Below are 24024 nucleotides of genomic sequence, written 5' to 3' on the forward strand. Positions count from 1 at the left end.
TGCAGATCAGGGTTGAGCGGCTTTGCGCGCAGTTTGCGCAATTGGCAGGGGGGGTCAAGCAGAGTGCGGCCCCAATTGGTTCAGCAGGTCGGCATGTAGCGCGGGGCCAGCCGCCAGAACACCGTTGAGCATGGGGCGCGGGTTGTTGAACCGAAGCGGGCCGCCCGTGCGGTCGGTGATCGTGCCGCCTGCCTCGCTCACGATCAGCGCACCGGCGGCGATGTCCCATTCCCAGCTGGGCCGCAGGGTGAGCATCGCGTCGAATTTGCCCTCGCCCACAAGCGACAGGCGGTAGGCCAGGGATGGGCGGTAGTGGCGGTCGACATGCGGCACGTCGCCTTTCCAGTTCTTGGGCTCGAAATTCGGGCGCGCGGCGAGCACCTTGCTGGCGGGGCTGATCGGGTTGGCGCTGGCGCGCAGAGCGTCCCCGTTCAGTGTGGCGCCGGTGCCAAGACCGGCGGCATAGAGTTTGTCGCGCAGGGGCAGGTAGATCGCCGCGGCAGTCACGCGGCCCTGATGCGCGATGGCAATGGAGATGGCCCAGGTGCGCGCACCTTCGACAAAGCTGCGGGTGCCGTCGATGGGGTCGATGATGAACAGCGTGTCCTGTTCCAGCCGCCCGCCGTCGTCTTCGGTTTCCTCGGACAGCCAGCCATAGTCGGGCCGCGCCGTGCGCAGGGTCGACATCAGCACGTCGTTTACGGCGAGGTCCGCCTCGGTCACGGGGCCTGCGCCGTCGGGTTTGTCCCAGCGCGTTGCGGCGGGCCCCACAAAGCTGGTGGCGACCCGTCCCGCGATGCGCGCGGCGTCTTTCAGAAGGGGAAGGTCAGCTGCCTGCAAGGGTCATGCCCGGAACCAGGAGGGACGGAACAACGCGGCTGAGGTGGGTGCGCGCGTCATTGGCGGGGATGATCCGCTTGAGCATGTCGGGCAGGCTGCCTGCGATGGTGCATTCGTTGACCGGGTACGTGATTTCGCCGTTTTCGACCCACATGCCTGCGGCACCGCGCGAGTAGTCGCCGGTGTTCGGGTTGATGGTCGAGCCGATCATCGAGGTGACCAGCAGGCCGGTGCCCATGTCGCGGATCAGGTCGGCGCGGCTGTGCGTCCCGGGGTCCAGCGTCACGTTCCAGTTCGACGGGCTGGGTGGGGCGGATGTGCTGCGTGCCGCGTTGCCGGTGGGTGCAAAGCCCAGTTTGCGCGCCGCCGACAGATCCAGTGTCCAGCCGGTCAGCATGCCGTCCTCGACAATCTTGCGCACGCGTGTGGGTAGGCCTTCGGCGTCAAAGGGGCGGGAGCCGCCGGTGCGCGGGCGGTGGGGGTCTTCGACCAGGTTGAGGCCGGTGGGCAGGACCTGTGCGCCCAGCAGGTCGCGCAACCAGGAGCCGCCGCGCGCGATGCTTGCGCCGTTGGCCGCCGCCAGCAGGTGACCGATCAGGGAGGCGGAGATACGTTCGTCAAAAAGGACCGGATAGCTGCCGGTAGGGGGCTTGCGCGCACCCGCACGGGCGATGGCGCGTTCGCCTGCCTCGCGCCCGATCTCTGCGGCGGGGCGCAGGTCGGTCTGAAAGATGCGGCTGTCCCCGGAATAGTCGCGTTCCATCCCGGCACCGGTACCGGCAATTGCCACACAGCTCAGCGCCCGGTCCGTGCGGCGGTAACCGCCTGAAAACCCGTTGGATGCCGCCAGCCAGATGTCGCGTGCGCCATAGGCGCCAGTTGCTTGCTGCACCTGTGTGACGCCTGCGATGTCCATCGCTGCGGCCTCTGCCGCCAGCGCATCGGCGCGCAGGGCGTCGGGGGCGGGTTCGGCACTGGTGTCGTTCAGTTCGAGGGCATCCACATCCCAATCGCGCACCAGTTGATCGGGGTCGGCGAGCCCAGCATGAGGGTCGTCGGGGGCTTCGGCGGCCATGGCGACGGCGCGGGTGGCCATTTCCTCGACCGTCCGGTCGGACACGTCCGAGGACGACACGTTCGCCTGTTTCTGTCCGACAAAGACACGCAACCCCAGATCGATGCCTTCAGAGCGTTCGGCCTGCTCCAGCGCGCCCTCGCGCACATCGACGGATATGGAGGTCCCCTGCACGGCCATGGCGTCGGCGGCGTCTGCGCCTGCGGCCTTGGCCGCGGCCAACAGGCGCTGTGTCAGGTCGGGTAGATCAGATGGGGTCATCGGGCATGCTCCGCTGGGGTGCGTTTCAGGTAGCGGTGCAAGCCAGAGGGTGCAAGGGCGGGGACGTGATCGCCCCCGCGCCCAAGATCAGCGGATGCGCTGTCCGTTGGCCAGGACCTGGCCTTCGGGTGTGACTTCGATCAGCGAATTCAGCGTGTCGGGCCCGGCACCCGGCACCGCAAAGAGGCCCATCATCATCCGTGCGCCCATCGCCTGATCCTGTGGCACCAGACCCATGCCGACCAGCTTGTCCAGCAGGCCGTTGCCACCGACCAGCGACAGGTTCACCGTGCCCTCGGGGCGCGGCATGCCGTCGAATGTCACCAGATCACCGTTGTCAAAGACAAAGTCGCCCGTTCCGGTCAGTTTGGCCCCGGCCACATCCAGCGTCAGCGCGTTCAGGGTCAGTGCGTTCAGCTCGCCCGGCAGTGCGCCGGTTTCTTCGAGCACCGCCGCCTGTGCGGGGTCGAGGAAGTCGAAAAGCACCTTGGCTTTGCCCGACAGGTCGACGGCGATTGTGGCCGGATCGCGCGGCAACTGGCCCTCGGGGTCAAACAGGCCCCAGATCAGGTCGGACATGGTGAAATCCGACAGGGTAATGGCCAGGCCAAAGTCCTGCTCTTCGTTGGATTTCTGAAGCGGCATGGTGATGCCGGTGCCGACCTCAGCCGCGGAAAAGGACAGCGGCAGCGGGAACTCGGTCATCAGCATGTTGGTGTTCACCTCGCGCTGGCGCACGTCATAGGTCAACCCGTCCGGCCCCAACGAAGCCCGGAGGTCGGCCCCTTGGGAGGTGTTGTTGACTGTGCCGCTGCCATCCGGCCCGGAGAACGACATGTCATAGTTGCCGCTTTGCGTGGTGAAGGCGCCGTCAAAGGCAAAGCCATCGCTCAGCATGGCGTTGATGTCCTGCGTTTCGCTTTGCAGCGGCAGGGTTCCTGCGCCTTCGAATGCGAGGCCCTGCATTGCGCCCTTGAGGCCAACGGTGCCTTCGCCCTCGGGATCGGCAAAGTTCAGGTCATAGCTGAGACCCGCGACGGCCATGGATTGCGCCACGTTGCGCAGGGTGTCTGTGCTGGTGCGGTTTTCATAGGCGACGTCGGTCATTGTCATCGCGATGCGGGCCACGTCCTCGCCAATAGCGACACCGTCCACCGTCAGGCTGTCCAGCGTCATGCGCGCCGATTGCGCCGTGTAGGCATAGGTGATTTCCGATGGATCACCGGAGGCAACCATGTTGTGGTCGGTCTGGTCATAGACCAGGGTCATGGCGATCTTTTCCCCGGTCTCGGGTGCCAGGTCCATCCGGTAGGCATTGCGCGCGGGCAGCACCACGGCGACGGTGCCGTCGCCCTGTTCGCGGAATTCGATTGTGCCCATGGACACCTCTAGCGCGCCATCGGCGGGTGTCTCACCCAGCGCGCTGCGCATGGACAGGTCGGTCACGGTGACCGAGCCATTGCCGCGCGCCTCTGATCCGCTCACCACATAGCCGGTGCTGGCCATGTAGGCCTGCCAGTCGGCCCACACTTCGTCCGCCGTCAGGTCAGCGAGCGCCATCGTGGCGGGCAAACACAACGAAAGCGCGGTGCTGTTGATAAGCAGGGAAAATCTGGGCATGGGAGAATCCTTGGTTCTGAATATGGTGACATCGTCCGGCAGGGTGAGGGACGCGTCAAGGCTTGGGCTGGACCTATGTTCCCCGTCGCCATACGACAAGGTCAGTTCGATATCCACGGAGGCACCATTCATGCAGGATTTGACAGGAAAGACCGTTCTGATCACCGGCGCAAGCCGCGGCATCGGGGCCGACACTGCGCGGGTTTTCGCCGGTGCCGGGGCGCATGTGGTGCTGGTGGCGCGCAGTGCGGGCGATATCGACGCGCTGGCCGCAGAGATTGGCGAACGCGCATTGGCCTTGCCCTGCGATGTCAGCCGGTTTGCCGATGTGCAGGCGGCGGTGGACAAGGCGGTCGAGACCTTTGGCGGCCTGGACATCCTGATCGGCAATGCCGGTGTGATCGAGCCGATTTCGCATCTGGCGACGGCCGACCCTGAGGCGTGGGGACAGGTGATCGACATCAATCTCAAGGGTGTGTTTTACGGCATGCGCGCCGCGTTGCCGGTGATGACCGCCGCCGGGGGCGGCACGATCATCACCGTCAGTTCGGGTGCCGCCCACGGCCCGGTCGAGGCGTGGTCGCATTACTGTGCCTCCAAGGCGGGGGCCGCCATGCTGACCGCCTGTGCGCACAAGGAAAACGCAGACCACGGCATTCGCGCCATGGGCCTGAGCCCCGGCACCGTCGCCACGCAGATGCAGCGCGAGATCAAGGCGAGCGGTATCAATCCGGTCAGTCAGCTTGACTGGTCCGACCACATTCCCGCCGACTGGCCGGCCAAGGCGCTGTTGTGGATGTGTTCGGCGGATGCCGATGCGTGGATCGGGCAAGAGATTTCCCTGCGCGACCCGGACATCCGGGCGCGGGTGGGTCTGGTATGATCCGCGTCGACGACAGCGGCCCGATCTGGGAAATCCGCATCGACCGTCCCGAAAAGGCGGGCGCGCTGACCGAAGCGATGTTGCAGGATCTTGCCGATACGCTGCGCACGGCCCACAGCGCGCGGGCGCTGATTTTGACCAGCACGGGCCGTGTGTTCAGTGCCGGTGCCGATCTGGATGCCGCACGTGCGGGGCTGGCCACGTCCCCCCTGTGGGAAGAGGTGTCGGGCGCGATTGCGGCGTTGCCTGGCCTCGTGATCGCGGCGCTGAACGGCACGGTGGCGGGGGGTGCCACGGGCATGGTTCTGGCCTGCGACATGCGCATCGCCGTACCGCAGGCGCGTTTTTTCTATCCGGTGATGAAGCTCGGCTATTTGCCGCAACCCAGTGACCCGGTGCGCATGTCCGCGCTGATTGGTCCGGCGCGGACGCGGATGATCCTGCTGGGCGGGCACAAGGTGGATGCCGAAACCGCGCTGGCCTGGGGACTGGTGGACGAGATCGTGGCGGACGGATCGGTTGTGGACCGTGCGCGGGAGCTGTGTGCCGATACGGTCGCCGCCCCGCTCGAGATTGCCCACGGGATCAAGGCTATGTGCCCGGTCACATGAAACCTGTGGGTGTATTGGGGCCGGTGTGCTATACCCTGCGCCAGAGGTTCCCGAATGGCGCGCGACCAGCATATCATACGACCTGGGCGGCTCATCAGAGCGCCCAAGGAAGACCTGTCGCGTGATGCCAGAATTCGGTTGCTGGTGGACGATGCCCTGCGCGAAGTGACCCGCAGGTTGCAGGACAGGCGTCTGCCCAAACGCGACCGCAAGCTGTGACCTAGCGTTTGCGCCGCGCGCCCGGCACCTTGGAGGCAAAGCCGGGTGGACGTTTCCCGACCCACGCAAAGAACTTGGCCAGCCGTGGATGTGCGCGCAGCGCCTCGGGCGTGGCATAGTCGCGCGCCAGCTCGGCCTCGGTCAGTGTTGCGTGGATTTCGCGGTGGCAGATGTGGTGTAGCAGGACGGTTGGTCCGCCTTTGCCGCCTTTGAGCTTGGGGATCAGGTGATGCATGCTTTGTGGGGCATCCGGTGGGATGGGACGGTCACATAACGGGCAGATCGGGTCGGACACGCGCGTGATCCCTTGCAGAAGCGGCTCAGTCCATGACAATTGGCGCATGTCGGGGATGAGACAAGGGATGCAACCGGGTGGAGTTTGATCTGGAGAGCCAGCCGGAGATCGTGCAGACGATCGTGGGCTATGGGCAGCAGGGTTGGGAACTGGCCCTGTCGTGGTTGCTGAGCCCGGCGGCGTGGTCGCAATTCGGGCTTTTGATCGTTGCCTATGTCGCCGCCGTTCTGGTGTCGCGCAAGCTGCAACCGACGCTGTCGCGGCTGCTCGATCCCGGCGACAGCGACAGCATCATCGCCAAGGCCCGCCGCTTTGTTGCGCAATTCCTGCCGTTGTTGCTGCCGCTGCTGGCCTATGTGTTCACCGGCATCGGCGAAAGCGTCGTGCGCTCGATCTTTGACAGCGGGGCGGTGATTGCCTTTGGCAAGCGAGTGTTCCTGTTCCTTGCGGTGCGTGCGCTGGTGCGTGACATCGTGTCGGATCCGTTCCTCAAGCTGCTGGGCCGCTACATCCTGATCCCGATGGCGGCGCTTTATGCGCTGGGCCTGATCGAGACCGTTGCCGCGCGGCTTGAGGCGACCGTGGTGCCGTTGGGCAACCTGTCGTTTGACCTTTTGTGGCTTTTGCAATTCCTGGCCGTGGGTGGCGTGATTTTCTGGCTGGGCCAGTGGTCGAACAGCCAATCCAGCGACTTTATCCAGAAACAGGAAGAGATGCGGCCCTCGTTGCGGCAGCTTGTGGCCAAGGCGGTGGAGTTCCTGATCTTTGCCGTGGCGTTCCTGGTGCTGATGAACATCATGGGCATCAACCTGTCCGCACTGGCCGTTCTGTCCGGTGCGATTGGTGTGGGTCTGGGTTTTGGCCTGCAAAAGATCGCGTCGAATTTCATCTCGGGCGTCATCCTGCTGGTCGAGGGGCAGGCCACCGTGGGCGACTATGTCGAGTTGGATGGCGGCGAGGCGGGCACCATCGTCAAGATGACGGCGCGTGCCGCGATCCTCGAGACCTACGATGGACGCTGGATCGTAATCCCGAACGAGGATTTCATCACCACCCGCGTGGTGAACTATTCCGACAGCGGGTCCGCCAACCGCTATGAGGCGCCGTTTTCCGTCAGCTATGACACCGACATCAACACCGTCCCCGCCATCATTGAGGCGGCGGTGGCCAAACATCCCGAAGTGCTGGACGCGCCCTATCCGCCGGATTGCGAGCTGCGTGGCTTTGGCGACAGCGGCATCGATTTTGCCGTCGAATTCTGGGTCAACGGGATCGACGATGGGCCGAACAAATACACCTCGGACGTGCTGTTCCTGATCTGGAATGCGCTCAAGGAAAACAACATCACCATACCTTACCCGCACCGTACCGTGGAATTGAAGGGTGAGTTGCGCACCCGCAGCCGATGAAGACCGTGGCCGTGATCGGCGGTGGCCCCGCCGGGCTGGCTGCCGCCGAAGTGATGGCGCAGGCCGGGTTGGCCGTTACGGTCTATGATGCCAAGCCGTCGCTGGGGCGCAAGTTCCTGATGGCGGGCAAGTCGGGTCTGAACCTGACCAAGGCCACGCCACCGGACGCGCTGATTGCGGGCTATGCCGAGGCGGGTGATTGGCTGGCGCCCATGGTCCGGGCCTTTGACAATGATGCGATCATCGCCTGGGCGCAGGGGCTGGACCAGGAGATGTTCGTGGGCACCACGGGCCGCGTGTTTCCCACCCGGATGAAAGCGTCACCGCTGCTGCGCGCTTGGCTGGCGCGGCTGGACGGGTTGGGCGTGGCGCAGAGCACGCGTTGGCGCTGGCAGGGGTGGGGCGACGATGGTGCGCTGACCTTTGACACGCCGGATGGGCCGCAAACCGTGTCGGGGGATGCCTGTGTTTTGGCGCTGGGCGGGGCCAGTTGGGCGCGTCTGGGATCGGATGGGGCCTGGGCCGAGGCGGTGCGGGGCGCGGGTGTGGAACTTGCACCTTTTGCGCCTGCCAATGCGGCCCTTGCGATGGCGTGGTCGGAGCACATGTGGCGGCACCGGGGCCAACCGATCAAAGGCGTGGCCTGGCGGTCGGGGCCTTACCGGTCACGCGGCGAGGGGGTTGTGTCACAGCGCGGACTTGAGGGCGGCGGCATCTATTCGGTGTCGCGCGGGGTGCGCGAGGGCGCGCCGCTGTTTGTCGACTTGCTGCCGGACCTCAGCGTGGATGATGTGGCCGCGCGGTTGGCGCGCCCACGTGGCAAGACGAGTTTCTCGAACCACCTGCGCAAGGTGTTGAAGCTGGACCCGCTCAAGATCGCACTGGCGCAGGAATGGGGCCGTCCGTGGCCCGATGATCATGTCGCCACGGCCCGCAGGCTGAAAAAGCTGAAGGTTGCGCATGCGGGCCTGCGCCCGCTGGACGAGGCGATTTCGACCGCGGGTGGCGTGCCTGCGCAGGCGCTGACAGACCGGTTGATGCTGCGGGCGCGTGCCGGGGTGTTCTGTGCCGGTGAGATGCTGGATTGGGAGGCGCCCACGGGGGGCTACCTCTTGACGGCCTGTCTGGCCACGGGGCGCTGGGCCGGGCAGGGCGTGGTGGATTACGTGTCGGCCTGAACGGCCTCGGCCGCCTGTGCCGCCCGGAACGCGGGACGTGCGCGCAGCCGCTTGGAGTAGGCTTTGACCGGTTCGGGCAAGTCGGGGAACTTGGCACCAAAGGCCCAACCCAGACAGTGCACGGCGAGGATGTCCGGAACCGTCAGGTGATCACCCATCAGGAAATCGCCGGACGCCTCGAGCATGTCCGCAAGCGTGTCGGCGTTGCGGGCAAATTCCTTGTGCAGGGTGGGCGCGACCGCAGGCACCCGCAGTTTCTCCGGCAGGACAAAGCTGTGTTTGGCATTGGTCCAGAGAATCGCGTCAAGCTCGTCGATCAGCCACAGGGTGATCGCATCCTGGCGGGCGCGGGCGGGAGTGCCAGCGGGGGCGGTCAGGCCGCCGTGCTTGTCCGCGAGATAGGTCATGATCGCCACGCTGTCGGTCATGACGTCGTCGCCGTCCGCCAGCGCGGGGATCTTGCCCAGCGGATTGTACTGGCGCGCGGTGTCGGAGCGTGGTCCCGCGTCAATCAGCGTGTAGGGTTGCCCCAGCTCTTCGAGCGCCCAAAGAACGCGAAACGCGCGACTTTTGACGGATCCGATGACGCGGTACATGGGCTGTCCTCCATTGCGGTAATGCGCGCAGGATTGCAGCCTGCCCTGCGGAGTGCAATGCGGTGCTGACGTGAAATGTCAGCAGGGTGACGTAAAGTTACGGAGAACGGATCAACAGGAGGTTCCACCATGGCGCGTGACGGATCGTGTGTATGCGGCGCAGTGACTTACAGCATCACCACAGAGGTTGCAGAGACGGGGGCGTGTCATTGCGGCATGTGCCGCAAGTGGTCGGGTGGTGTGTTCATGAGCGTGGCTGTGCCGCCCGGTGGCATGGAGTTGGAAGGGGCCGAGAACCTGTCGGTCTATGGGTCGTCACCCTGGGCGGAGCGTGTGTTTTGCAAGACCTGCGGCAGCAGCCTGTTTTACCGCGTGACTGCGGAGGGGCCGATGCAGGGTGAGATGCATGTGGGGCTGGGAACGCTGGCGGATGTGTCGGGCATTCCGTTTACCGGTGAGCTCTATATCGACGTAAAGCCCGACATCTACAGTTTCGCGGGTGAGGGCCGGCACCAGATGACAGAGGCGCAGGTGATCGAGATGTTCTCGGGCGGGGCGTGATCCAAAGGACGCGCTGGCGCGCGACGCTATTCTTGTGGGGCTGCGCCCCGGCCCTTGCGGCACTGTTGTGTGCCGGGATCAGCGGCGCGCGAGCATCGCCAGGCGGATAAACGTCCGTTCGACCAAGGCCAGTGCGGGTGCGTGCTGGCCTGCGGATCGCAGTTTGAGATCGGTGTCCGTGAGTTCGGTCAGGGCCTGTTCCAGTTTGATGGGCCCCCATGTGCGGGCCTGCGCCAGCATCTTGTCCCGGTGCGGCCCCCAGATTTGCGGCCGTCCGGATGTGTCCGTGGCCGCGCGGTGCAGGCTGCGGAAGTGGCGCATGGCGCCGATGCACAGGGTGACGGCGTTCACGCCCTGGGCCTGAAGCCGTTGCATCACGGGCCCGATGGCTGCGGCCTGACCATCGGCCACCACCAGCAGCACGTCATCCACATCCGCCTCGATCGTGGCGGGCGCACAGGCAGTGATGTCATCCGCGCTCAGCGGGCTAGTATCGTGCATCTTGTAGAGGCCGATCTTGGTCAGGGTCTGGCGAAAGTCGCCCGGCTCAAGGGACCGCGCCAGGTCGGTCAGCAGGTGCATCGCCTCGGCGGGGGGCTGGTCAATGCCAGCGGCTTTGAGGTCGCGTTCAATCTCGTCCCGTGTGGGCGGGTTGTCATAGATGCCCGCCGCGTAGGCGGTTGGGTGGACCTCGAACGCCTTGCGCATCTTGGAGGTGGGTTTGAGCGCACCGGCGGTCACGATGATCTGGGCATCGCCCGGCTGCCAGTCGTCCAGCGCCTGTGTCACGGTTGGACCGACCGTTTCGTTGGCATCCTCGACCAGTGCCACGCGGGGGCCGGGGAAAAAGCCGATGGCCTTGACCGCATCCAGCAACAGCGCGGGTTCCTTGCGCAGGTCACCCGCGGCGATGCGGGTCAGGCGCATCTCTTCTTCGCCCGCGGGGCCAATCAGGGCGGCTACGACCTCTTGGCGTTTGAGCGCGATGCGCATGGCGTCAGCGCCGTAGATCAGCAAACCAGCGGCCTGCGTGTCCGGCTTGGCAAAGTAACCAGTGGCCTGACCGCTGGACAGTTTCACAGGTCAGACGCCTGCAACTGCACCACGATTTCGTCAGCGAGGATGGTCATCAAGCGCGCCTGCGCATCGCGTTGCGCGGCGAGTGTGGCCACCGTGGTGCCGGTCGCCGAGTAGCCCACAAAGTTGTCGACGCGGTCCGATCTGATCACGGTGCCAGTGCTTGTGTCCATGAGCGCATAGGTCGCCGCGCCGATCAGGTGAAAGCGCCGGATGTCGCCATCGGGGTCAATCGCGCGGTCTTCCTGACGCAGGTTCAGCTCGACCGACAAGCGGTAGGCGGGATCCCCGGCGCGCCCCAGACGTTCTTCGAGACGCTGAACCAGCAGGAACCCCTCGCGGTCCCGTGGCGGGTCGACCAGCACACGGTTCTGCAACTGGGTGCCTGTGCCGTTTGGTCCATAGACCGGTTCAAACCCGCAGGCGGCCAGCGCCAGGGTCAGGCACAGCAAGACAGGTTTGAACAAACGCATTACACCACCACGTTGACGATACGGCCCGGCACGACGATCACCTTTTTCGGGGTGCCACCGTCCAGCGCCTTTTGCACAGCTTCGGTGGCGAGGGCGCGTTTTTCAACCTCTGCTTTGTCCATATCTGCTGGCACCACCAGTTCGCCGCGGCGTTTGCCGTTGATCTGGATGGGCAGCGTGACCGTGTCCGAGACCAGCATCGCCTCGTTTGCAACAGGCCATGGCGCGTTCACGACCAGCCCTTTGCCACCCTGATGGGCCCAGATGTCTTCGGCCAGGTGGGGTGTCATGGGGGCCATCAACTGGGCCAGTGTCATCACCGCCTCGCGTTGGGCGGCATGACCTGCCTTGGATTTTTGCAGCACGGCGGTAAAGCCGTAGAGTTTCGCAATTGCCGCATTGAAGCCGAAGGATTCGACCCCCAGCGTCACGTCATGGATCGCCTTGTGCATCGCGCGCAGCAAATCGTCATCACCCTGACCGGGCGCGTCCTTGTCCATTGCACCGATGCGGTCACAGATGTTCCACACGCGGGTCAGGTGTTTATAGGCAGCCTCGGCGCCCGAGGCGGTCCATTCTACATCCCGTTCGGGGGGCGAGTCGCTGAGGACAAACCAGCGCGCGGTGTCGGCCCCGTAGCTGGCGATGATGCCCAGTGGATCGACCACGTTTTTCTTGGACTTCGACATCTTGGCCGATGGGATAATCTCGACCTCTGTGCCGTTGGCCAATTTGCCGTCGGTCACGTCCTCGGGCAGGTGATAGACTGGCCGGCCCTTGGCGTCGCGGGTCTGGTAGATCTCGTGCGTGACCATGCCTTGGGTGAACAGCGCGTCGAACGGTTCAATCGCTGTTTCGGGCAAATGGCCGGTGATCTGCATCGCGCGGGCAAAGAAGCGGGAATAGAGCAGGTGCAGGATCGCGTGTTCGATACCGCCAATGTACTGGTCCACGTTCATCCAATAGGCCGCATCCTCGGCCACGGTGGGCGTGTCGGCACGCGGCGCGGTGAACCGGGCAAAGTACCACGACGAATCGACGAACGTGTCCATCGTGTCCGTCTCGCGCTTGGCCGGTTTGCCACAGGACGGGCAGGGTACGTCGCGCCAGGTCGGGTGCCGGTCCAGCGGGTTGCCGGGGATGTCAAAGCTGACATCATCGGGCAGTTCGACTGGCAGGTTCTCTTTCTTTTCCGGAACCACGCCGCAGGTGTCGCAATGCACCACGGGAATCGGGCAACCCCAATAGCGTTGGCGGCTGAGGCCCCAGTCGCGCAGGCGGTACTGCGTCTGGCCCTTGCCCAGTCCGTGTTGCTCGAAATAATCGATGGTGGCGTCGATGGCCTCCTGGCTGGTGACTTCGCCGACGCCCGCGAAATGGTCGATAAAGGCGACCTTTTCCGTCTTGGCGGGCACCAGCGCCTCGGTGCCGACTTCGGTGGTGTCGCCGGGCATGTAGAATGCGTTGCGCACAGGCAGATCGTATTTGCGCGCGAAATCGAGGTCGCGTTGGTCATGGGCGGGACAGCCAAACACAGCGCCCGTGCCGTAATCCATCAGGACAAAGTTGCCGATCCACACGGGCAGTTCCTGATCAGGATAGACCGGGTGTGCGACGCGGATGCCGGTGTCCATGCCCTTCTTCTCGGCCTTTTCCATGGCCGCCTCGGTGGTGTCCATCTTGCGACACTCATCGATGAACGCGGCCAACTCGGGGTTTTCCGCCTCGAGCGCCTTGGCCACGGGGTGATCCGGCGACACGGCAATAAAGGATGCGCCGCGCATCGTGTCGGGACGGGTCGAATAGCACAGGATCGTGCCTTGGTCGTCCGTGCGCACAAAGGGGATGTCGATGCCGCGGCTCTCGCCGATCCAGTTGTCCTGCATCAGCCGAACCTTGGCGGGCCAGTTGTCGAGACCGTCGAGGGCGGATTTCAATTCGCCCGCCATGTCGGAAATCTTGAAGAACCACTGCGTCAGCTCGCGGCGTTCGACTTCGGCACCTGAGCGCCAGCCCTTGCCGTCGATCACCTGTTCGTTGGCCAGCACTGTCATGTCGACCGGGTCCCAGTTCACCTGCGCGTTCTTGCGGTAGACAAGGCCCGCCTCGAGCATGTCGAGGAACAGAGCCTGCTGTTGTCCGTAATATTCGGGGTCACAGGTGGCGAATTCGCGGCTCCAGTCGATGCTGAGGCCAAGGGGCTTCATCTGACCGCGCATGTCGGCGATGTTGTCATAGGTCCAGGTCTTGGGGTGGCCGCCAATGGCCATTGCGGCGTTTTCGGCGGGCATACCAAACGCGTCCCACCCCATCGGGTGCAGCACGTTGTGGCCCGTCGACATCTTATACCGCGCGATCACGTCGCCCATTGTATAGTTACGCACGTGGCCCATGTGGATGCGCCCGGATGGATAGGGAAACATCTCGAGCACATAATACTTGGGTTTGTCTGCACTGCGCGTGGCGCGGAAAATACCGGCCTCGTCCCAGGCGGCCTGCCAGCGGGCTTCGATTTCGGACGGGGTGTAGGTGGCCATGGGAAACGTATCCTGGTTCTGGATGTGCAAACGCCGGGCTGTTGAGGCCCGGCGCATGTCTTAGTGTGGAATGAAAGGCGCGGAAAGACCCTAGAGACGGTTGTCAGCGATCCGTAGCTGGCGGGCGCGGGTCAGGATTGCATCCTCGACCGCGCGCACGGTTGCTGCGCTTGCGGGGCCGTTGCGGGTTTGTAAGGCGACGTTGAGCGACCGGGCGTCCAGTGCGGGATCACTGATCAATACAGTTGCACGGTAGGACCGCCCGCCGCCGGGAGGGGTGCCAAAGCCGGTGACAATCACACCGGTGAACGGGTCGACCGACTGAATCGGCAGGAAGTCGAGCACTTGGAGCGTCGAGGACCAGATGTATTTGTTGACCTTTACAATGGACTCTTCGTTGCGGCGTGCGCGCAGCGCCTCGCCCAAGGTCGTCCCGGCCACGCCATCCCGGCTGCGGGCGATGTCGGAGTCCACGTTTGCCTCGTTGGGGGCGCTGGTGCCGAACCGTTGTCCGCACCCGACCAGCGCAACCGCCATACACAGAATGGCAATCCGGCCTGCCACTTGCACCTTTGTCATCGGAATTCCCACCCGTATTTGATTGTTCATCGTGATAGCCAAGTTGGCAGGCGCTCGCAAGATGCGCGCATCATACGTGTTGTTATGTGTACGGTGCGTGAAATCACGACGTGGTGCCGGGAATCACAACTGTGGCAAAGCTGCACCAACCATGTCGGAATTGCGGCGTGGTGCCATGCGTTGCTTGAGATAGCCCGTCAAATGGTTGAGACAGCATCCATCCCCTCACCGGATTCCCCGGTTAGGGCGTGTGACTGAAAACCGAGGGAAAACTCATGAAAAAAGTTCTCTTCGCTACAACCGCTCTGGTCGCCACTGCTGGCATGGCCGCTGCGGACGTTAGCTTTGGCGGCTTTGGCCGTTTTGGCCTGTTCTATGATGAAGGCAACGCAGACGAAACACGCATCGAGCAGCGTTTCCGCCTGACCATCACAGGTACAACTACTTCGGACAACGGCCTGGAATTCGAAGGTCGTATCCGTTTCCAAACAGATGAAAACGCAGCAGGCGCATCGAACGTTGCAAACCGTTCGGCAGCTGGCTTCGCGGTTTCCACAGGCGGCTTCCGCTTGGACGTGGGCCACGTGTCCGACGTCATCGACTCCGGCGACGTGGTTAACTACTACGGCTACGGCGTTGGTCTGACATCGTTCGCAGAACAGTCGTCCGGCATCGGCCTGCCCGCTTCCGGCTTCGGCACATCCGCTGACGGCGCTCTGATCGCTCCCACAGTCAAACTGCGTTACACCGCAGGCGACTTCACCGCATCCGCATCGTACACTGACGACGCGACAGGCGGCGAAGAGTGGCAGCTGGGCTTCGGCTACAACTTCGGCAACTTCTCCGCAGGCATCGCCTTCGGTAACGAAGACGCTGGCGACAACGACTTCGTCGCAGCATCGTTCGACGGTGAGTTCGGCGCCCTGGCGTTCTCGATCCTGATCGCCGACTACGACGCAAACGCTGACACATCGTACGGCTTCTCGGTCAAGTACGACGTTGGCGCGGCCACAGAAATCCGTTTCGCATTTGCTGACTCGGGTGTTGCAGGCAACGACGAAACCTATGCGATCGGCTTCCGCCACTCGCTGGGCGGCGGCGTGTCCCTGCGCGGTGGTATCGGCAACAACACAGCCGGCAACACTGTCGCTGACCTGGGTGTGATCTTCGACTTCTAAGTCGAACACACTTCTGTTGATTTGGGGCGGGCCTTCGGGTCCGCCCTTTTTCTGTCCGGCCCTCTTTTCTTTCCCATATCGGTGCTATCTGCTGATGGCGTCCCGCGAAACGACCCCAAGGCCCTGCCGATGCCCCTGTCCGACATTCAATCCCAGATCACCGCCGCAGAAGCCGCCGCCGGGCGCGCGCCGGGGTCGGTGACCCTGATCGCCGTCAGCAAGGTCCAGCCACCCGAACGTGTTGCCGCCGTTCTGGACCAAGGCCACCGCGTCTTTGGCGAGAACCGCGTACAGGAGGCGGCGGACAAATGGCCCGGTTTCCGCGAGACCTACGGGGATGTGGACGTTCACCTGATTGGCCCGCTGCAAACCAACAAGGCCCGTCATGCCATGGCCCTGTGCCAGTCCATCCATTCCGTGGATCGCCCAAAACTGGCCAACACGCTGGCCCGTCTGGCGCAGGAAATGGGCGGTTGTCCCGGCCTTTTTGTTCAGGTCAACACCGGAGAAGAGCCGCAAAAGGCCGGGATTCTGCCCGCCGACACCGACGCCTTTGTGGCGGAGTGCCGCGCGCTGGACCTGCCGATTGAGGGGCTGATGTGCATCCCGCCGGTCGACGAAGAACCCGCATTGCACTTTGCGCTGCTGGCCAAGATGGCGGCGCGCAACGGTCTGACCGGGTTGTCCATGGGCATGAGCAGTGATTTCGCCACCGCTATTGCGCTGGGTGCGACGCATGTGCGCGTGGGGTCCGCCATCTTTGGCGACCGTGTCCCCCCGGCGGAACGCTAGGGGTCAGCGCACAATCAGGCGGGTTTCAAACCGGATGCGCGGGGCGATCCATGCCAGATCACGTGGCCGCAAGCCGATACAGCCCTCTGTCGGGAACAGCGGCCTGCGCCAGCGATGCATGAAGATCGCCGATCCACGTCCCGGCACCGCATAGGGCCAGTTCCAGTCCGTCAGAATCACCAGATCATAGAGCGGGTCGGCCCGCCGCAGCGCCTCGTGACTGTAGGGATAGGGCGCTCGCACCATTTGGTTGTAGTCCTCATGCCCACCATCATCCGACCACAGATCACCGGGGCGGATCGGCACCGCCCAATTGGTGGGCCGGGCCATGCGGTCGGGACGATACAGCATACCCACAATCCGGTGGGTGCCACGTGGCGTGGCCCCATCGCCCTCGCGTTTGGCATCAGACACTCCGCCACGACCCACGGTGCAGGGGAACATCCGCCCCGCAAACCGCAAGCCCGCAGGGGTCACAACCATATCCACGGGCGACGCCTGGCTCACAGAAGATGCCCGGACTTGGCCGCCTTGGTCGCCAGATAGCCGGAGTTAAACCGGTTCTCACCCACCTTGAGCGGCACACGTTCGGCCACGGTCACGCCGCTGGCCTCCATCATCGCGACCTTGGCCGGGTTGTTGGTCAGCAACCGGACCGACGAAAATCCCAGAGACTTCAGAATGTCCGAGCCAAGGCGAAAGTCGCGCTCGTCATCCTCGAACCCCAGACGGTGATTGGCCTCGACCGTATCGAACCCCTGATCCTGCAACGCATAGGCCCGCATCTTGTTGGCCAAGCCAATGCCGCGCCCTTCCTGATTGAGATAGAGCAGGACACCCGTCCCCTCGTCCCCCATCTGCGCAAGAGCCGCACGCAACTGCGGTCCGCAATCGCATTTGAGGCTGCCCATTACATCACCGGTGAAACAAGCCGAATGCAGCCGCGCCAACACGGGCTTGGCCCGGTCCGGGCGGCCGATCTCCATTGCATAGTGTTCTTCGCCGCCATCTTCGGGTCGGAACACGTGCAACCGGCCGGCCTCGGACACTTCGACCGGCAAACGTGCCTGAACAATCTCGTGCAAGGGGTTTTGTGCCTGCAGCATCACGGCCGCCTGCGCCATCGGCACCACCGTCAAACCATGCGCCGCCGCAAGGGCCAGCCCATCTGCCACGTCCACACACAGCGCTGCTGGCAACAACCGCGCCGATTTGCACAACTGCAACGCGGCCCGGTGCGGGGCCGGATCGCCGGTGCGGACTGAGGCCAATGGCCCCTTCATCGGTGTCGCCAGATCATCTGCGGGGTCCGACAGCGCCTGCAACCAGCCCAATGCCACCTCGTCCGGAACGGCGATGCGCGCCAGATCACCGTCATAGGCCCGCGCCTTGAGCGTCTGTGCCCGACGCGCCGTCAGGGCCAGAACCGGGGGCGTGCCCGTCTCGCGCAGCCCGGCCAACCGCGCCTCTGTCACCGTTTCGACGGCCACGGCCACGACACTTTGCGCGCCTGTCAGCACAATCGGCACACCCATCCGCAGGTCGGCGCGCGCCCGTGCCAGTACTTCGGTGATGTCCGGCCCGAGGCCCATGTTACAAAATCCACCCGTCGTTTCGCCCGACATAAGCAAATCACGCCCGAATTGAAACATTTCCCGCGCTTCCGACACATGGGCGTGAGAAATTTCCACGAAACTTGCTCAAACGGCTCTGGCGCATCATCTATTCTTCAACACCAAGAGGGAGGATACACCCATGGCACAATTGAAGAAAATCCTGCTGGTCGATGACGACGAGGACCTGCGCGAAGCGTTGAGCGAACAGCTCATCATGACCGAAGACTTTGATGTCTTTGAGGCGGGCAACGGCCAGGATGCCTTGGTCAAGGCCAAGGAAGCGATCTATGACCTCGTGATCCTCGACGTGGGTCTGCCCGATACGGACGGCCGCGAGCTGTGCCGCGTGATGCGCAAACAGGGGGTCAAATCACCGATCCTGATGCTGACGGGTCACGACACCGACGCCGATACGATCCTGGGCCTCGATGCGGGTGCGAATGACTACGTCTCCAAACCCTTCAAATTCCCGGTACTGCTGGCCCGCATCCGCGCCCAGTTGCGCCAGCACGAGCAATCCGAAGACGCCGTTTTCACCCTTGGGCCGTACACGTTCAAGCCGTCGGTCAAGATGCTGGTGACCGAAGACGACCGCAAGATCCGCCTGACCGAGAAAGAGACGAACATCCTCAAGTTCCTCTATCGCTCGACCGAAGGCGTGGTCGCCCGCGACGTGCTGCTGCACGAGGTTTGGGGCTATAATGCGGGTGTCACAACCCACACGTTGGAAACGCATATCTACCGTCTGCGTCAAAAAATTGAACCAGATCCGTCAAACGCCCGCCTTCTTGTGACCGAATCCGGCGGTTACCGTTTGATTGCCTAACATTCTGCGGCCCACTTGAAATTCGCATCAACGGGCCACAGATTCAGTCATATCCGCGCATGTCGGAGCCGATCTTCGGCAAAACATGTACCTCCCTGTTGGACTTGCCCGGGCTTCGTGCCCGGGTTTTTTTTGGCCAGCAGGGTGTCGCGCCACGGGGGTTGTGATGCCCGGATTTCGCGATTTAACATAATCTGTCCCCGCGGGGACAGATCAGCGGCGGGGTGGGATGCGGATGCGGGCAGCGCTGTAGAGGAACATCGCGAACAGCACGACACCCCCGACAGCAAAGGGCAGGCGCAGCGCATCTTCGCGCCCCATCGCGCCTTCGGTCAGGGACACCATCGCACCGGCGGCCAGAATGCCCAGGGGCATCATGCCCCAGCCAAACAGGCGGTAGAGGCTGTTGACCCGCCCCAGAAGGTCATCGGGGATCACACGCTGGCGGTAGCTGACGGTGACGATGTTGTAGGTGACCGAGGCAAACATCGCGATGAACAGCCCAACCGCGACGATGGAAATGGACGAGGTGAAATACACCGCCAACGGATCCGCGAGAAACAGGATTTGCGCGCCCAGAAACATCGACTGACCGCCAAAGCGGCGCACCAGATGCGGGCCGAGGATGCCACCGGCAACGCCGCCCGCCGCACCCGCCATCATCAACAGGCCAAAGCCCGCAGCGTTCAGACCCAGCACCTCTTGGGCATAGAGCACCAGCAAGGTCGCATAGCCTGCTGTTGCCGCGTTGATCACACCCAGCAGCACCGCCAATTGCAGAATTGTCTTGTGCTGCCACAGCCAGACCGCCCCGTCGCGCAGGTCACGGAACACCGACTGTGTGGCGGCCCGTGCCGCGCGTTCGGGAAAGGTGATGCAGGCGACCAGTCCAGCGGCAAGTGCAAAGCTGAGTGCGTCAAAGGCAAAGGGCATCGGCACAGCGACGGCGATCAGCACCCCGGCGAGCGGCGGGCCGACGAAGCTGCCCATAACCTGCTCCACGCTCCACAACTGACCGTTGGCGTTTTCCAGGTCGGCCTTGTCGACAAGCGACGGCAGCGCGGTTTGCGCGGCATTGTCCCGCAGCACTTCGGCCATGCCCAGCAGGAAGGCGAGCGCCGCAAGCGCCCAGACGGTGACGTTTGATGCGCCCGCTTCGATGTCGGGGATCGACAGGATCAGCAGGATCACGGCGCAGGTCAGCGCCGCACGCACGACATCCGACCACACCATCAGCGCCTGACGGCTGGCACGATCCGTGATCACTCCCGCGGGGGCGGTGAACAGCAGCCAGGGCAACCGCCCGGCGGCGGCAACGGCGGCGATCAGAACCGGGTCACGGGTCAACAGGGTGGCGAGCCACGGAAAGGCCAGCGCCGAGATGCCATCGCCCAGGTTCGACACCGCCGTGGCAGAAAACAGCAGGCGGTAATTTCGGTTCCGGGCCAACAGCATTTCGCGCACCTTTCGGGCTGGTGAGGGGGCGCACCCCAAGCTAGGGTTGCCGCGCCTGACCTCCGGAGCCTAGACCATGTCCTTTACCCTCGCCACCTGGAACATCAACTCTGTCCGCCTGCGCGAACCCATCGTGTTGCGCCTGCTGGAAGAACAGGCGCCGGATGTCCTGTGCCTGCAAGAGTGCAAAAGCCCGGTCGACAAAATCCCGCGCGAGGGGTTCAACGCACTGGGCTATACCCACATGGTTGCGCGTGGCGACAAGGGTTATAACGGCGTTGCCATCCTGTCCAAACTGCCGATGGAAGAGGTCAGCGCGATGGACTTCGCATCGCTGGGTCACGCGCGCCATATTGCCGGGCGGCTGGCCAACGGTGTGACGGTGCACAACTTTTATGTGCCCGCAGGTGGTGATGTGCCGGACCGCGAAAAGAACGACAAGTTCGGCCAGAAGCTCGATTACCTCACAGAAATGCGGGACCATTTCGCCGAAAACGCACCGGCCAAGTCGATCCTGGTGGGCGATCTGAACATTGCCCCGCGTGAGGACGACGTCTGGGACCACAAGAAGCTGCTCAAGATTGTCAGCCACACGCCTGTCGAGGTCGAGCATCTGAGCGCGGTGCAGACGGCGGGCGATTGGGTCGACGTGACCCGCAAGGACATCCCCGAGGGGCTTCTTTATTCCTGGTGGTCCTACCGCGCCAAGGACTGGAATGCCGCTGACAAGGGCCGCCGGTTGGATCACATCTGGGCCACATCCGACATCGCAGATGCCGCCCATTCCAGCCGCATCCTGCGCGACGTGCGCGGCTGGGAAAAGCCCAGCGACCACGCCCCGGTCTTTGCGACGTTTGACCTTTGATTTCGGGCCGACAGCGTCCATATAAGCCCTGAACCGAGACAAAGGATAAGACGATGATGGACCTTGGCCTGACTTCTGCACCCGCTGACGCCGATCTGATCAAGGACGCGAGCGAGGCGACGTTTATGGCGGACGTGGTCGAGGCCAGTCAGACCACGCCGGTGATCGTGGATTTCTGGGCGCCGTGGTGCGGGCCGTGCAAGACGCTGGGCCCGATGCTGGAGGATGCGGTGCGCGCGGCCAAGGGCGCGGTCAAGATGGTCAAGGTCAACGTCGACGAAGCCCAGATGATCGCGGGCCAGTTGCAGATCCAGTCGATCCCGACGGTCTATGCCTTTTGGAAGGGCCAGCCCGTGGACGGGTTCCAAGGCGCGGTGCCGGGGTCCGAACTCACCGCCTTTGTCGAGCGGGTGATCAAAGCAGCGGGCGGTGAGGCACCGGGCGACAGCCTGAACGACGCCGTTGAGGCGGCCGAGGACATGCTGGCCGAAGGGGCGGCCGTGGATGCGGCGCAGACATTTGCCGCCATTCTGGGCGAAGACCCGAACCATGCCGGTGCGTATGGTGGACTGGTGCGGTCGCATATCGCGATGGACGATCTGGACCAGGCCGAGGCCATTCTGAACGGCGCGCCTGCCGAGATTTCGGACAGCCCGGAATTGGAAGCGGCACATGCGCAATTGCAACTGGCGCGTCAGGCGGCGGATGCGGGACCTGTGGCCGAGTTGCGCGCGGCGGTCGAGGCGAACCCGGATGATCATCAGGCCCGATTTGATCTGGCGCAGGCCTTGCACGCCGCAGGCGAGACAGAGGCCGCCGTGGACGAATTGCTTGCGCTGTTCCGCCGTGATGCAGAGTGGAACGAGGGTGCGGCCAAGACGCAGTTGTTCACGATATTTGACGCGCTCAAGCCGAATGATCCGATTGTTCTGAACGGACGCCGCAAATTGAGTTCAATCATATTTGCCTGATCGCTGCGGCGGGCTAGCTGAACTGATATGATAAAAGTGGCCGACCTTCCCGGAACGATACCGGTGTTTCCCTTGCCTGGCGCCTTGTTGCTGCCGCGCGCACGTTTGCCGCTGCACATCTTTGAGCCGCGGTATCTGCAGATGTTGGATGACGCGTTGAAAACGCCGGAGCGGTTGATCGGCATGGTCCAGCCCAACGAGGTCGAAGGCCGGGGTGGCCCCGGTTTGCAGACCATCGGCTGTGCCGGGCGCATCACCCAGTTTTCCGAGACTGAGGACAATCGGTATCTCATCACATTGTCCGGCATTTCGCGGTTCCGCGTGCGCGACGAGGTCGAGGGTTTTACCCCCTATCGCCGCTGTACGGTCAGTTGGGATGGGTTTGAACGGGATCAGGGCAACACCGAAGAAGACACAGGCTTTGCCCGGTCGGGGTTTCTGGATCTGTTGGGGCGCTATTTTTCGGCCCGCGACCTGTCGGCCGATTGGGAAACGCTGAAGGATGCGGATGATGAGTTGTTGATCAACTCGTTGTCGATGATGCTGGATTTCGATCCAGAGGACAAACAGGCGCTGTTGGAAGCGCCATCGCTGAGCACGCGGCGCGAGACGCTGGTGACGCTGATCGAGTTCGAATTGCGCGGCGGTGAAGGGGAGATGATGCAATGAACACGGAAGCCAACCGCCATATGCTGGAGGCGCTGATCTGTCCTGAGACGCACGCCACGCTGCGCTATGATGCGGCGGCGCAGGAGCTGATTTCGGACGCGGCGCAGCTGGCCTATCCGATCCGCAATGGCATCCCCGTGATGCTGGTCGACGAGGCGCGCAAGCTGGATTAGAGCGGGCGGCCCTGCATCAGGCGGGGCAGGGTGCCAGTGAGGCCGGCAGCCTCGCGGATAAAGCTGCGGCGCAGGCCGGGCAGAGCGTTTACCACCCCCATGCCCAGATCGCGCAGGCCACGCACTAGGGTATTGTCGTTTGAAAACAGCTTGTTGAAGCTGTCGGTGGCCAGCGCCAGCGCGGTGTTGTCGAACCGGCGCCAGGCCTCGTAGCGGGCCAGTACGTCCGTCGCGCCGATGTCCTCGCCCCGGCGGGCGGCATCGGTGATCACTTCGGCCAGTGCTGCGATGTCGCGCATCCCTGCGTTCAGGCCCTGACCCGCGATAGGGTGCACGCCGTGGGCCGCGTCGCCGATCAGCGCGGTGCGCGGGGCCACAAGGCGGTCGGCCAGCGACAGCGACAGCGGATAGCTGTAGCGTTTTCCCGCCAGCTCTATGTCGCCCAGAAAGTCGCCAAAGCGCGGGCGCAGCATGGTCAGGTAATCGTCATCCGACAGCGCGTTGAAGGCGGCGGCGGTGTCGGCCTTTTCGCTCCAGACGATCGAGCTTTGATTGCCGGGCAGGGGCAGGATGGCGAGCGGCCCCGGCGGCATGAAGAACTGGTGCGCGATGCCGTGATGCGGTTTTTCATGGGCGATGGCGCAGACGAGGGCGGTCTGGTCATAGCCCCAGCCGGTGCGCTTGATGCCTGCGCGCTGGGCCGTGCCGCTGCCGCGCCCGTCGGCGCCGATCAGCACCTTGGCGCGCAGGGTCTGGCCGGAGGCGAGGGTCACTGAGACGTCACCGGGGGTCGCATCCTGTGCCATGACCGTGTCGCCCGCCAGATGGGTGATGGCGTCGCTGGCGGCCATGGCGTCGAGCAGGGCGCGGCGCAGGTGCCGGTCCTGCACCATGTGGCCCATGGGCCCTTCCTCGATCTCGGCGTGGTCGAAATGCATGAAGAAGGGCGAAGGGCCCTGGCCCGCGCGCCCGTCAGAGACCTTGATTTCGAGGATCGGCTGGCTGTGGTCGGCGATGCCGTCCCAGAGGCCCAGACCATCGAGCAGCCGCTGCGAGGTCAGCGCCACCGCATAGCTGCGCCCGTCGAAGGCCGCGTTCTTGCGCACGGGTTCGGGCAGGGCGTCGATCACGGTGACTGTCTGGCCGCCACGGGCGAGGGCGAGGGCGAGCAGAGGGCCGGAGAGGCCGCCACCGACGATCAGGATATCGCTGTCTTGGGTCATGGGGCGAATATGGGCGTGCGTGCGGGATTGTCCATGCGTTGC

Annotated in this window: 26 protein-coding genes; 13 read left to right on the forward strand and 13 right to left on the reverse strand. The window is 63.9% G+C overall.

Features of this window, described 5'->3' with window-relative positions; all coding sequences use genetic code 11:
- Window positions 1-54: 54 nt before the first annotated feature.
- The 3 genes from Q0936_RS01535 to Q0936_RS01545 form a co-directional block, all read right to left on the reverse strand.
- Window positions 55-840 (reverse strand): 3'(2'),5'-bisphosphate nucleotidase CysQ, encoded by a 786-nt coding sequence (locus Q0936_RS01535; RefSeq protein WP_299297390.1) that lies wholly within the window; start codon window positions 838-840, stop codon window positions 55-57.
- Window positions 827-2176, reverse strand: a complete 1350-nt coding sequence (locus Q0936_RS01540; RefSeq protein WP_299297391.1) for a TldD/PmbA family protein — start codon at window positions 2174-2176, stop codon at window positions 827-829. The genes Q0936_RS01535 and Q0936_RS01540 overlap by 14 nt, the downstream gene beginning before the upstream one ends.
- A gap of 87 nt (window positions 2177-2263) precedes the next feature.
- A complete protein-coding gene (locus Q0936_RS01545; protein ID WP_299297392.1) occupies window positions 2264-3796 on the reverse strand; it encodes a DUF2125 domain-containing protein in 1533 nt (510 codons plus the stop codon).
- 130 nt (window positions 3797-3926) lie between these two features.
- Here Q0936_RS01545 and Q0936_RS01550 point away from each other — a divergent pair, with 130 nt between their 5' ends.
- Genes Q0936_RS01550 through Q0936_RS01560 form a run of 3 tightly spaced genes read left to right on the forward strand, consistent with a single transcriptional unit; the run spans window position 3927 to window position 5509 of the window.
- Window positions 3927-4679, forward strand: coding sequence for an SDR family oxidoreductase (locus tag Q0936_RS01550; RefSeq protein WP_299297394.1), 753 nt, complete (start codon window positions 3927-3929; stop codon window positions 4677-4679).
- Window positions 4676-5290 (forward strand): enoyl-CoA hydratase/isomerase family protein, encoded by a 615-nt coding sequence (locus Q0936_RS01555; protein ID WP_299297395.1) that lies wholly within the window; start codon window positions 4676-4678, stop codon window positions 5288-5290. Before Q0936_RS01550 ends, Q0936_RS01555 begins: the two co-directional genes overlap by 4 nt.
- Before the next feature lie 54 nt (window positions 5291-5344).
- Window positions 5345-5509, forward strand: coding sequence for a hypothetical protein (locus tag Q0936_RS01560; protein ID WP_299139197.1), 165 nt, complete (start codon window positions 5345-5347; stop codon window positions 5507-5509).
- Between the two features lies 1 nt (window position 5510).
- On the opposite strand, the gene Q0936_RS01565 is transcribed toward Q0936_RS01560, so the two are convergent.
- Window positions 5511-5852, reverse strand: a complete 342-nt coding sequence (locus Q0936_RS01565) for an HNH endonuclease (RefSeq protein ID WP_299297397.1) — start codon at window positions 5850-5852, stop codon at window positions 5511-5513.
- Between the two features lie 29 nt (window positions 5853-5881).
- Here Q0936_RS01565 and Q0936_RS01570 point away from each other — a divergent pair, with 29 nt between their 5' ends.
- Both Q0936_RS01570 and Q0936_RS01575 read left to right on the forward strand, forming a co-directional pair.
- Complete coding sequence (locus Q0936_RS01570; RefSeq protein ID WP_299139193.1) at window positions 5882-7213, forward strand: mechanosensitive ion channel domain-containing protein; 1332 nt, start codon at window positions 5882-5884, stop codon at window positions 7211-7213.
- Complete coding sequence (locus Q0936_RS01575) at window positions 7210-8391, forward strand: TIGR03862 family flavoprotein (protein ID WP_299297399.1); 1182 nt, start codon at window positions 7210-7212, stop codon at window positions 8389-8391. The genes Q0936_RS01570 and Q0936_RS01575 overlap by 4 nt, the downstream gene beginning before the upstream one ends.
- Here Q0936_RS01575 and Q0936_RS01580 read toward each other — a convergent pair.
- A complete protein-coding gene (locus Q0936_RS01580) occupies window positions 8376-8987 on the reverse strand; it encodes a glutathione S-transferase family protein (protein WP_299139190.1) in 612 nt (203 codons plus the stop codon). The two genes, Q0936_RS01575 and Q0936_RS01580, sit on opposite strands and share 16 nt — an antisense overlap.
- Before the next feature lie 129 nt (window positions 8988-9116).
- Here Q0936_RS01580 and Q0936_RS01585 point away from each other — a divergent pair, with 129 nt between their 5' ends.
- The gene (locus Q0936_RS01585; RefSeq protein WP_299297400.1) at window positions 9117-9548 is read left to right on the forward strand and encodes a GFA family protein; all 432 of its coding nucleotides are present in this window, start codon (window positions 9117-9119) and stop codon (window positions 9546-9548) included.
- Between the two features lie 78 nt (window positions 9549-9626).
- On the opposite strand, the gene holA is transcribed toward Q0936_RS01585, so the two are convergent.
- The 4 genes from holA to Q0936_RS01605 all read right to left on the reverse strand — a co-directional run bounded on the left by holA (window position 9627) and on the right by Q0936_RS01605 (window position 14214).
- Complete coding sequence (holA, locus tag Q0936_RS01590; RefSeq protein WP_299297401.1) at window positions 9627-10628, reverse strand: DNA polymerase III subunit delta; 1002 nt, start codon at window positions 10626-10628, stop codon at window positions 9627-9629.
- A complete protein-coding gene (lptE, locus tag Q0936_RS01595) occupies window positions 10625-11098 on the reverse strand; it encodes an LPS assembly lipoprotein LptE (RefSeq protein ID WP_299139184.1) in 474 nt (157 codons plus the stop codon). The genes holA and lptE overlap by 4 nt, the downstream gene beginning before the upstream one ends.
- Entirely contained in the window at window positions 11098-13635 is a 2538-nt protein-coding gene (leuS, locus tag Q0936_RS01600) for a leucine--tRNA ligase (RefSeq protein ID WP_299297403.1), read from the reverse strand. Before leuS ends, lptE begins: the two co-directional genes overlap by 1 nt.
- A gap of 90 nt (window positions 13636-13725) precedes the next feature.
- On the reverse strand, window positions 13726-14214 hold the full coding sequence (locus Q0936_RS01605; protein WP_299139181.1) for a DUF3576 domain-containing protein: 489 nt from the start codon (window positions 14212-14214) through the stop codon (window positions 13726-13728).
- A 275-nt stretch (window positions 14215-14489) separates the two neighbouring features.
- Between Q0936_RS01605 and Q0936_RS01610 the strand changes: the two genes are divergently transcribed.
- Both Q0936_RS01610 and Q0936_RS01615 read left to right on the forward strand, forming a co-directional pair.
- Window positions 14490-15392 carry a porin gene (locus Q0936_RS01610; protein ID WP_299139178.1) on the forward strand — a complete coding sequence of 301 codons (903 nt, stop codon included), beginning with the start codon at window positions 14490-14492 and terminating at the stop codon, window positions 15390-15392.
- 129 nt (window positions 15393-15521) lie between these two features.
- The gene (locus Q0936_RS01615; RefSeq protein WP_299297405.1) at window positions 15522-16184 is read left to right on the forward strand and encodes a YggS family pyridoxal phosphate-dependent enzyme; all 663 of its coding nucleotides are present in this window, start codon (window positions 15522-15524) and stop codon (window positions 16182-16184) included.
- 3 nt (window positions 16185-16187) lie between these two features.
- Here the strand turns inward: Q0936_RS01615 and Q0936_RS01620 are convergent, their stop codons facing one another.
- A complete protein-coding gene (locus tag Q0936_RS01620) occupies window positions 16188-16667 on the reverse strand; it encodes a L,D-transpeptidase family protein (protein ID WP_299140123.1) in 480 nt (159 codons plus the stop codon).
- A gap of 20 nt (window positions 16668-16687) precedes the next feature.
- Window positions 16688-17776, reverse strand: a complete 1089-nt coding sequence (gene ribA / locus Q0936_RS01625) for a GTP cyclohydrolase II (protein WP_299297437.1) — start codon at window positions 17774-17776, stop codon at window positions 16688-16690.
- A 163-nt stretch (window positions 17777-17939) separates the two neighbouring features.
- Between ribA and Q0936_RS01630 the strand changes: the two genes are divergently transcribed.
- Window positions 17940-18626: a response regulator transcription factor gene (locus tag Q0936_RS01630; RefSeq protein ID WP_299139175.1), complete on the forward strand. Its 687-nt coding sequence runs from the start codon at window positions 17940-17942 to the stop codon at window positions 18624-18626.
- A 213-nt stretch (window positions 18627-18839) separates the two neighbouring features.
- Here the strand turns inward: Q0936_RS01630 and Q0936_RS01635 are convergent, their stop codons facing one another.
- Window positions 18840-20081 (reverse strand): MFS transporter, encoded by a 1242-nt coding sequence (locus Q0936_RS01635; RefSeq protein WP_299297406.1) that lies wholly within the window; start codon window positions 20079-20081, stop codon window positions 18840-18842.
- 76 nt (window positions 20082-20157) lie between these two features.
- Here Q0936_RS01635 and Q0936_RS01640 point away from each other — a divergent pair, with 76 nt between their 5' ends.
- Genes Q0936_RS01640 through Q0936_RS01655 form a run of 4 tightly spaced genes read left to right on the forward strand, consistent with a single transcriptional unit; the run spans window position 20158 to window position 22759 of the window.
- Window positions 20158-20946, forward strand: a complete 789-nt coding sequence (locus Q0936_RS01640; RefSeq protein ID WP_299297407.1) for an exodeoxyribonuclease III — start codon at window positions 20158-20160, stop codon at window positions 20944-20946.
- A gap of 53 nt (window positions 20947-20999) precedes the next feature.
- Window positions 21000-21917 (forward strand): thioredoxin, encoded by a 918-nt coding sequence (gene trxA / locus Q0936_RS01645; protein WP_299297409.1) that lies wholly within the window; start codon window positions 21000-21002, stop codon window positions 21915-21917.
- A gap of 27 nt (window positions 21918-21944) precedes the next feature.
- Entirely contained in the window at window positions 21945-22586 is a 642-nt protein-coding gene (locus tag Q0936_RS01650) for an LON peptidase substrate-binding domain-containing protein (RefSeq protein WP_299139158.1), read from the forward strand.
- Window positions 22583-22759 carry a Trm112 family protein gene (locus tag Q0936_RS01655; RefSeq protein ID WP_299297410.1) on the forward strand — a complete coding sequence of 59 codons (177 nt, stop codon included), beginning with the start codon at window positions 22583-22585 and terminating at the stop codon, window positions 22757-22759. The genes Q0936_RS01650 and Q0936_RS01655 overlap by 4 nt, the downstream gene beginning before the upstream one ends.
- On the opposite strand, the gene Q0936_RS01660 is transcribed toward Q0936_RS01655, so the two are convergent.
- Window positions 22756-23982, reverse strand: coding sequence for an FAD-dependent monooxygenase (locus Q0936_RS01660; RefSeq protein ID WP_299297411.1), 1227 nt, complete (start codon window positions 23980-23982; stop codon window positions 22756-22758). The genes Q0936_RS01655 and Q0936_RS01660 overlap by 4 nt on opposite strands.
- Window positions 23983-24024 lie beyond the last annotated feature (42 nt).

The organism is uncultured Tateyamaria sp. (genome assembly GCF_947488715.1).
Classification (GTDB): Bacteria; Pseudomonadota; Alphaproteobacteria; order Rhodobacterales; family Rhodobacteraceae; genus Tateyamaria.

Excerpts from the sequence above, each read along its gene's own strand:
- Q0936_RS01605 (WP_299139181.1), bottom strand. The coding sequence starts at position 14,214 with ATGACAAAGGTGCAAGTGGCAGGCCGGATTGCCATTCTGTGTATGGCG.
- Q0936_RS01610 (WP_299139178.1), top strand. The coding sequence starts at position 14,490 with ATGAAAAAAGTTCTCTTCGCTACAACCGCTCTGGTCGCCACTGCTGGC.
- lptE (WP_299139184.1), bottom strand. The coding sequence starts at position 11,098 with ATGCGTTTGTTCAAACCTGTCTTGCTGTGCCTGACCCTGGCGCTGGCC.
- Q0936_RS01650 (WP_299139158.1), top strand. The coding sequence starts at position 21,945 with ATGATAAAAGTGGCCGACCTTCCCGGAACGATACCGGTGTTTCCCTTG.
- Q0936_RS01545 (WP_299297392.1), bottom strand. The coding sequence starts at position 3,796 with ATGCCCAGATTTTCCCTGCTTATCAACAGCACCGCGCTTTCGTTGTGT.
- Q0936_RS01620 (WP_299140123.1), bottom strand. The coding sequence starts at position 16,667 with ATGGTTGTGACCCCTGCGGGCTTGCGGTTTGCGGGGCGGATGTTCCCC.
- Q0936_RS01615 (WP_299297405.1), top strand. The coding sequence starts at position 15,522 with ATGCCCCTGTCCGACATTCAATCCCAGATCACCGCCGCAGAAGCCGCC.
- Q0936_RS01560 (WP_299139197.1), top strand. The coding sequence starts at position 5,345 with ATGGCGCGCGACCAGCATATCATACGACCTGGGCGGCTCATCAGAGCG.
- Q0936_RS01640 (WP_299297407.1), top strand. The coding sequence starts at position 20,158 with ATGTCCTTTACCCTCGCCACCTGGAACATCAACTCTGTCCGCCTGCGC.
- Q0936_RS01660 (WP_299297411.1), bottom strand. The coding sequence starts at position 23,982 with ATGACCCAAGACAGCGATATCCTGATCGTCGGTGGCGGCCTCTCCGGC.
- Q0936_RS01655 (WP_299297410.1), top strand. The coding sequence starts at position 22,583 with ATGAACACGGAAGCCAACCGCCATATGCTGGAGGCGCTGATCTGTCCT.
- Q0936_RS01550 (WP_299297394.1), top strand. The coding sequence starts at position 3,927 with ATGCAGGATTTGACAGGAAAGACCGTTCTGATCACCGGCGCAAGCCGC.
- leuS (WP_299297403.1), bottom strand. The coding sequence starts at position 13,635 with ATGGCCACCTACACCCCGTCCGAAATCGAAGCCCGCTGGCAGGCCGCC.
- ribA (WP_299297437.1), bottom strand. The coding sequence starts at position 17,776 with ATGGGCCTCGGGCCGGACATCACCGAAGTACTGGCACGGGCGCGCGCC.
- Q0936_RS01585 (WP_299297400.1), top strand. The coding sequence starts at position 9,117 with ATGGCGCGTGACGGATCGTGTGTATGCGGCGCAGTGACTTACAGCATC.
- Q0936_RS01580 (WP_299139190.1), bottom strand. The coding sequence starts at position 8,987 with ATGTACCGCGTCATCGGATCCGTCAAAAGTCGCGCGTTTCGCGTTCTT.
- Q0936_RS01630 (WP_299139175.1), top strand. The coding sequence starts at position 17,940 with ATGGCACAATTGAAGAAAATCCTGCTGGTCGATGACGACGAGGACCTG.
- trxA (WP_299297409.1), top strand. The coding sequence starts at position 21,000 with ATGATGGACCTTGGCCTGACTTCTGCACCCGCTGACGCCGATCTGATC.
- Q0936_RS01575 (WP_299297399.1), top strand. The coding sequence starts at position 7,210 with ATGAAGACCGTGGCCGTGATCGGCGGTGGCCCCGCCGGGCTGGCTGCC.
- Q0936_RS01635 (WP_299297406.1), bottom strand. The coding sequence starts at position 20,081 with ATGCTGTTGGCCCGGAACCGAAATTACCGCCTGCTGTTTTCTGCCACG.
- Q0936_RS01540 (WP_299297391.1), bottom strand. The coding sequence starts at position 2,176 with ATGACCCCATCTGATCTACCCGACCTGACACAGCGCCTGTTGGCCGCG.
- Q0936_RS01555 (WP_299297395.1), top strand. The coding sequence starts at position 4,676 with ATGATCCGCGTCGACGACAGCGGCCCGATCTGGGAAATCCGCATCGAC.
- Q0936_RS01565 (WP_299297397.1), bottom strand. The coding sequence starts at position 5,852 with ATGCGCCAATTGTCATGGACTGAGCCGCTTCTGCAAGGGATCACGCGC.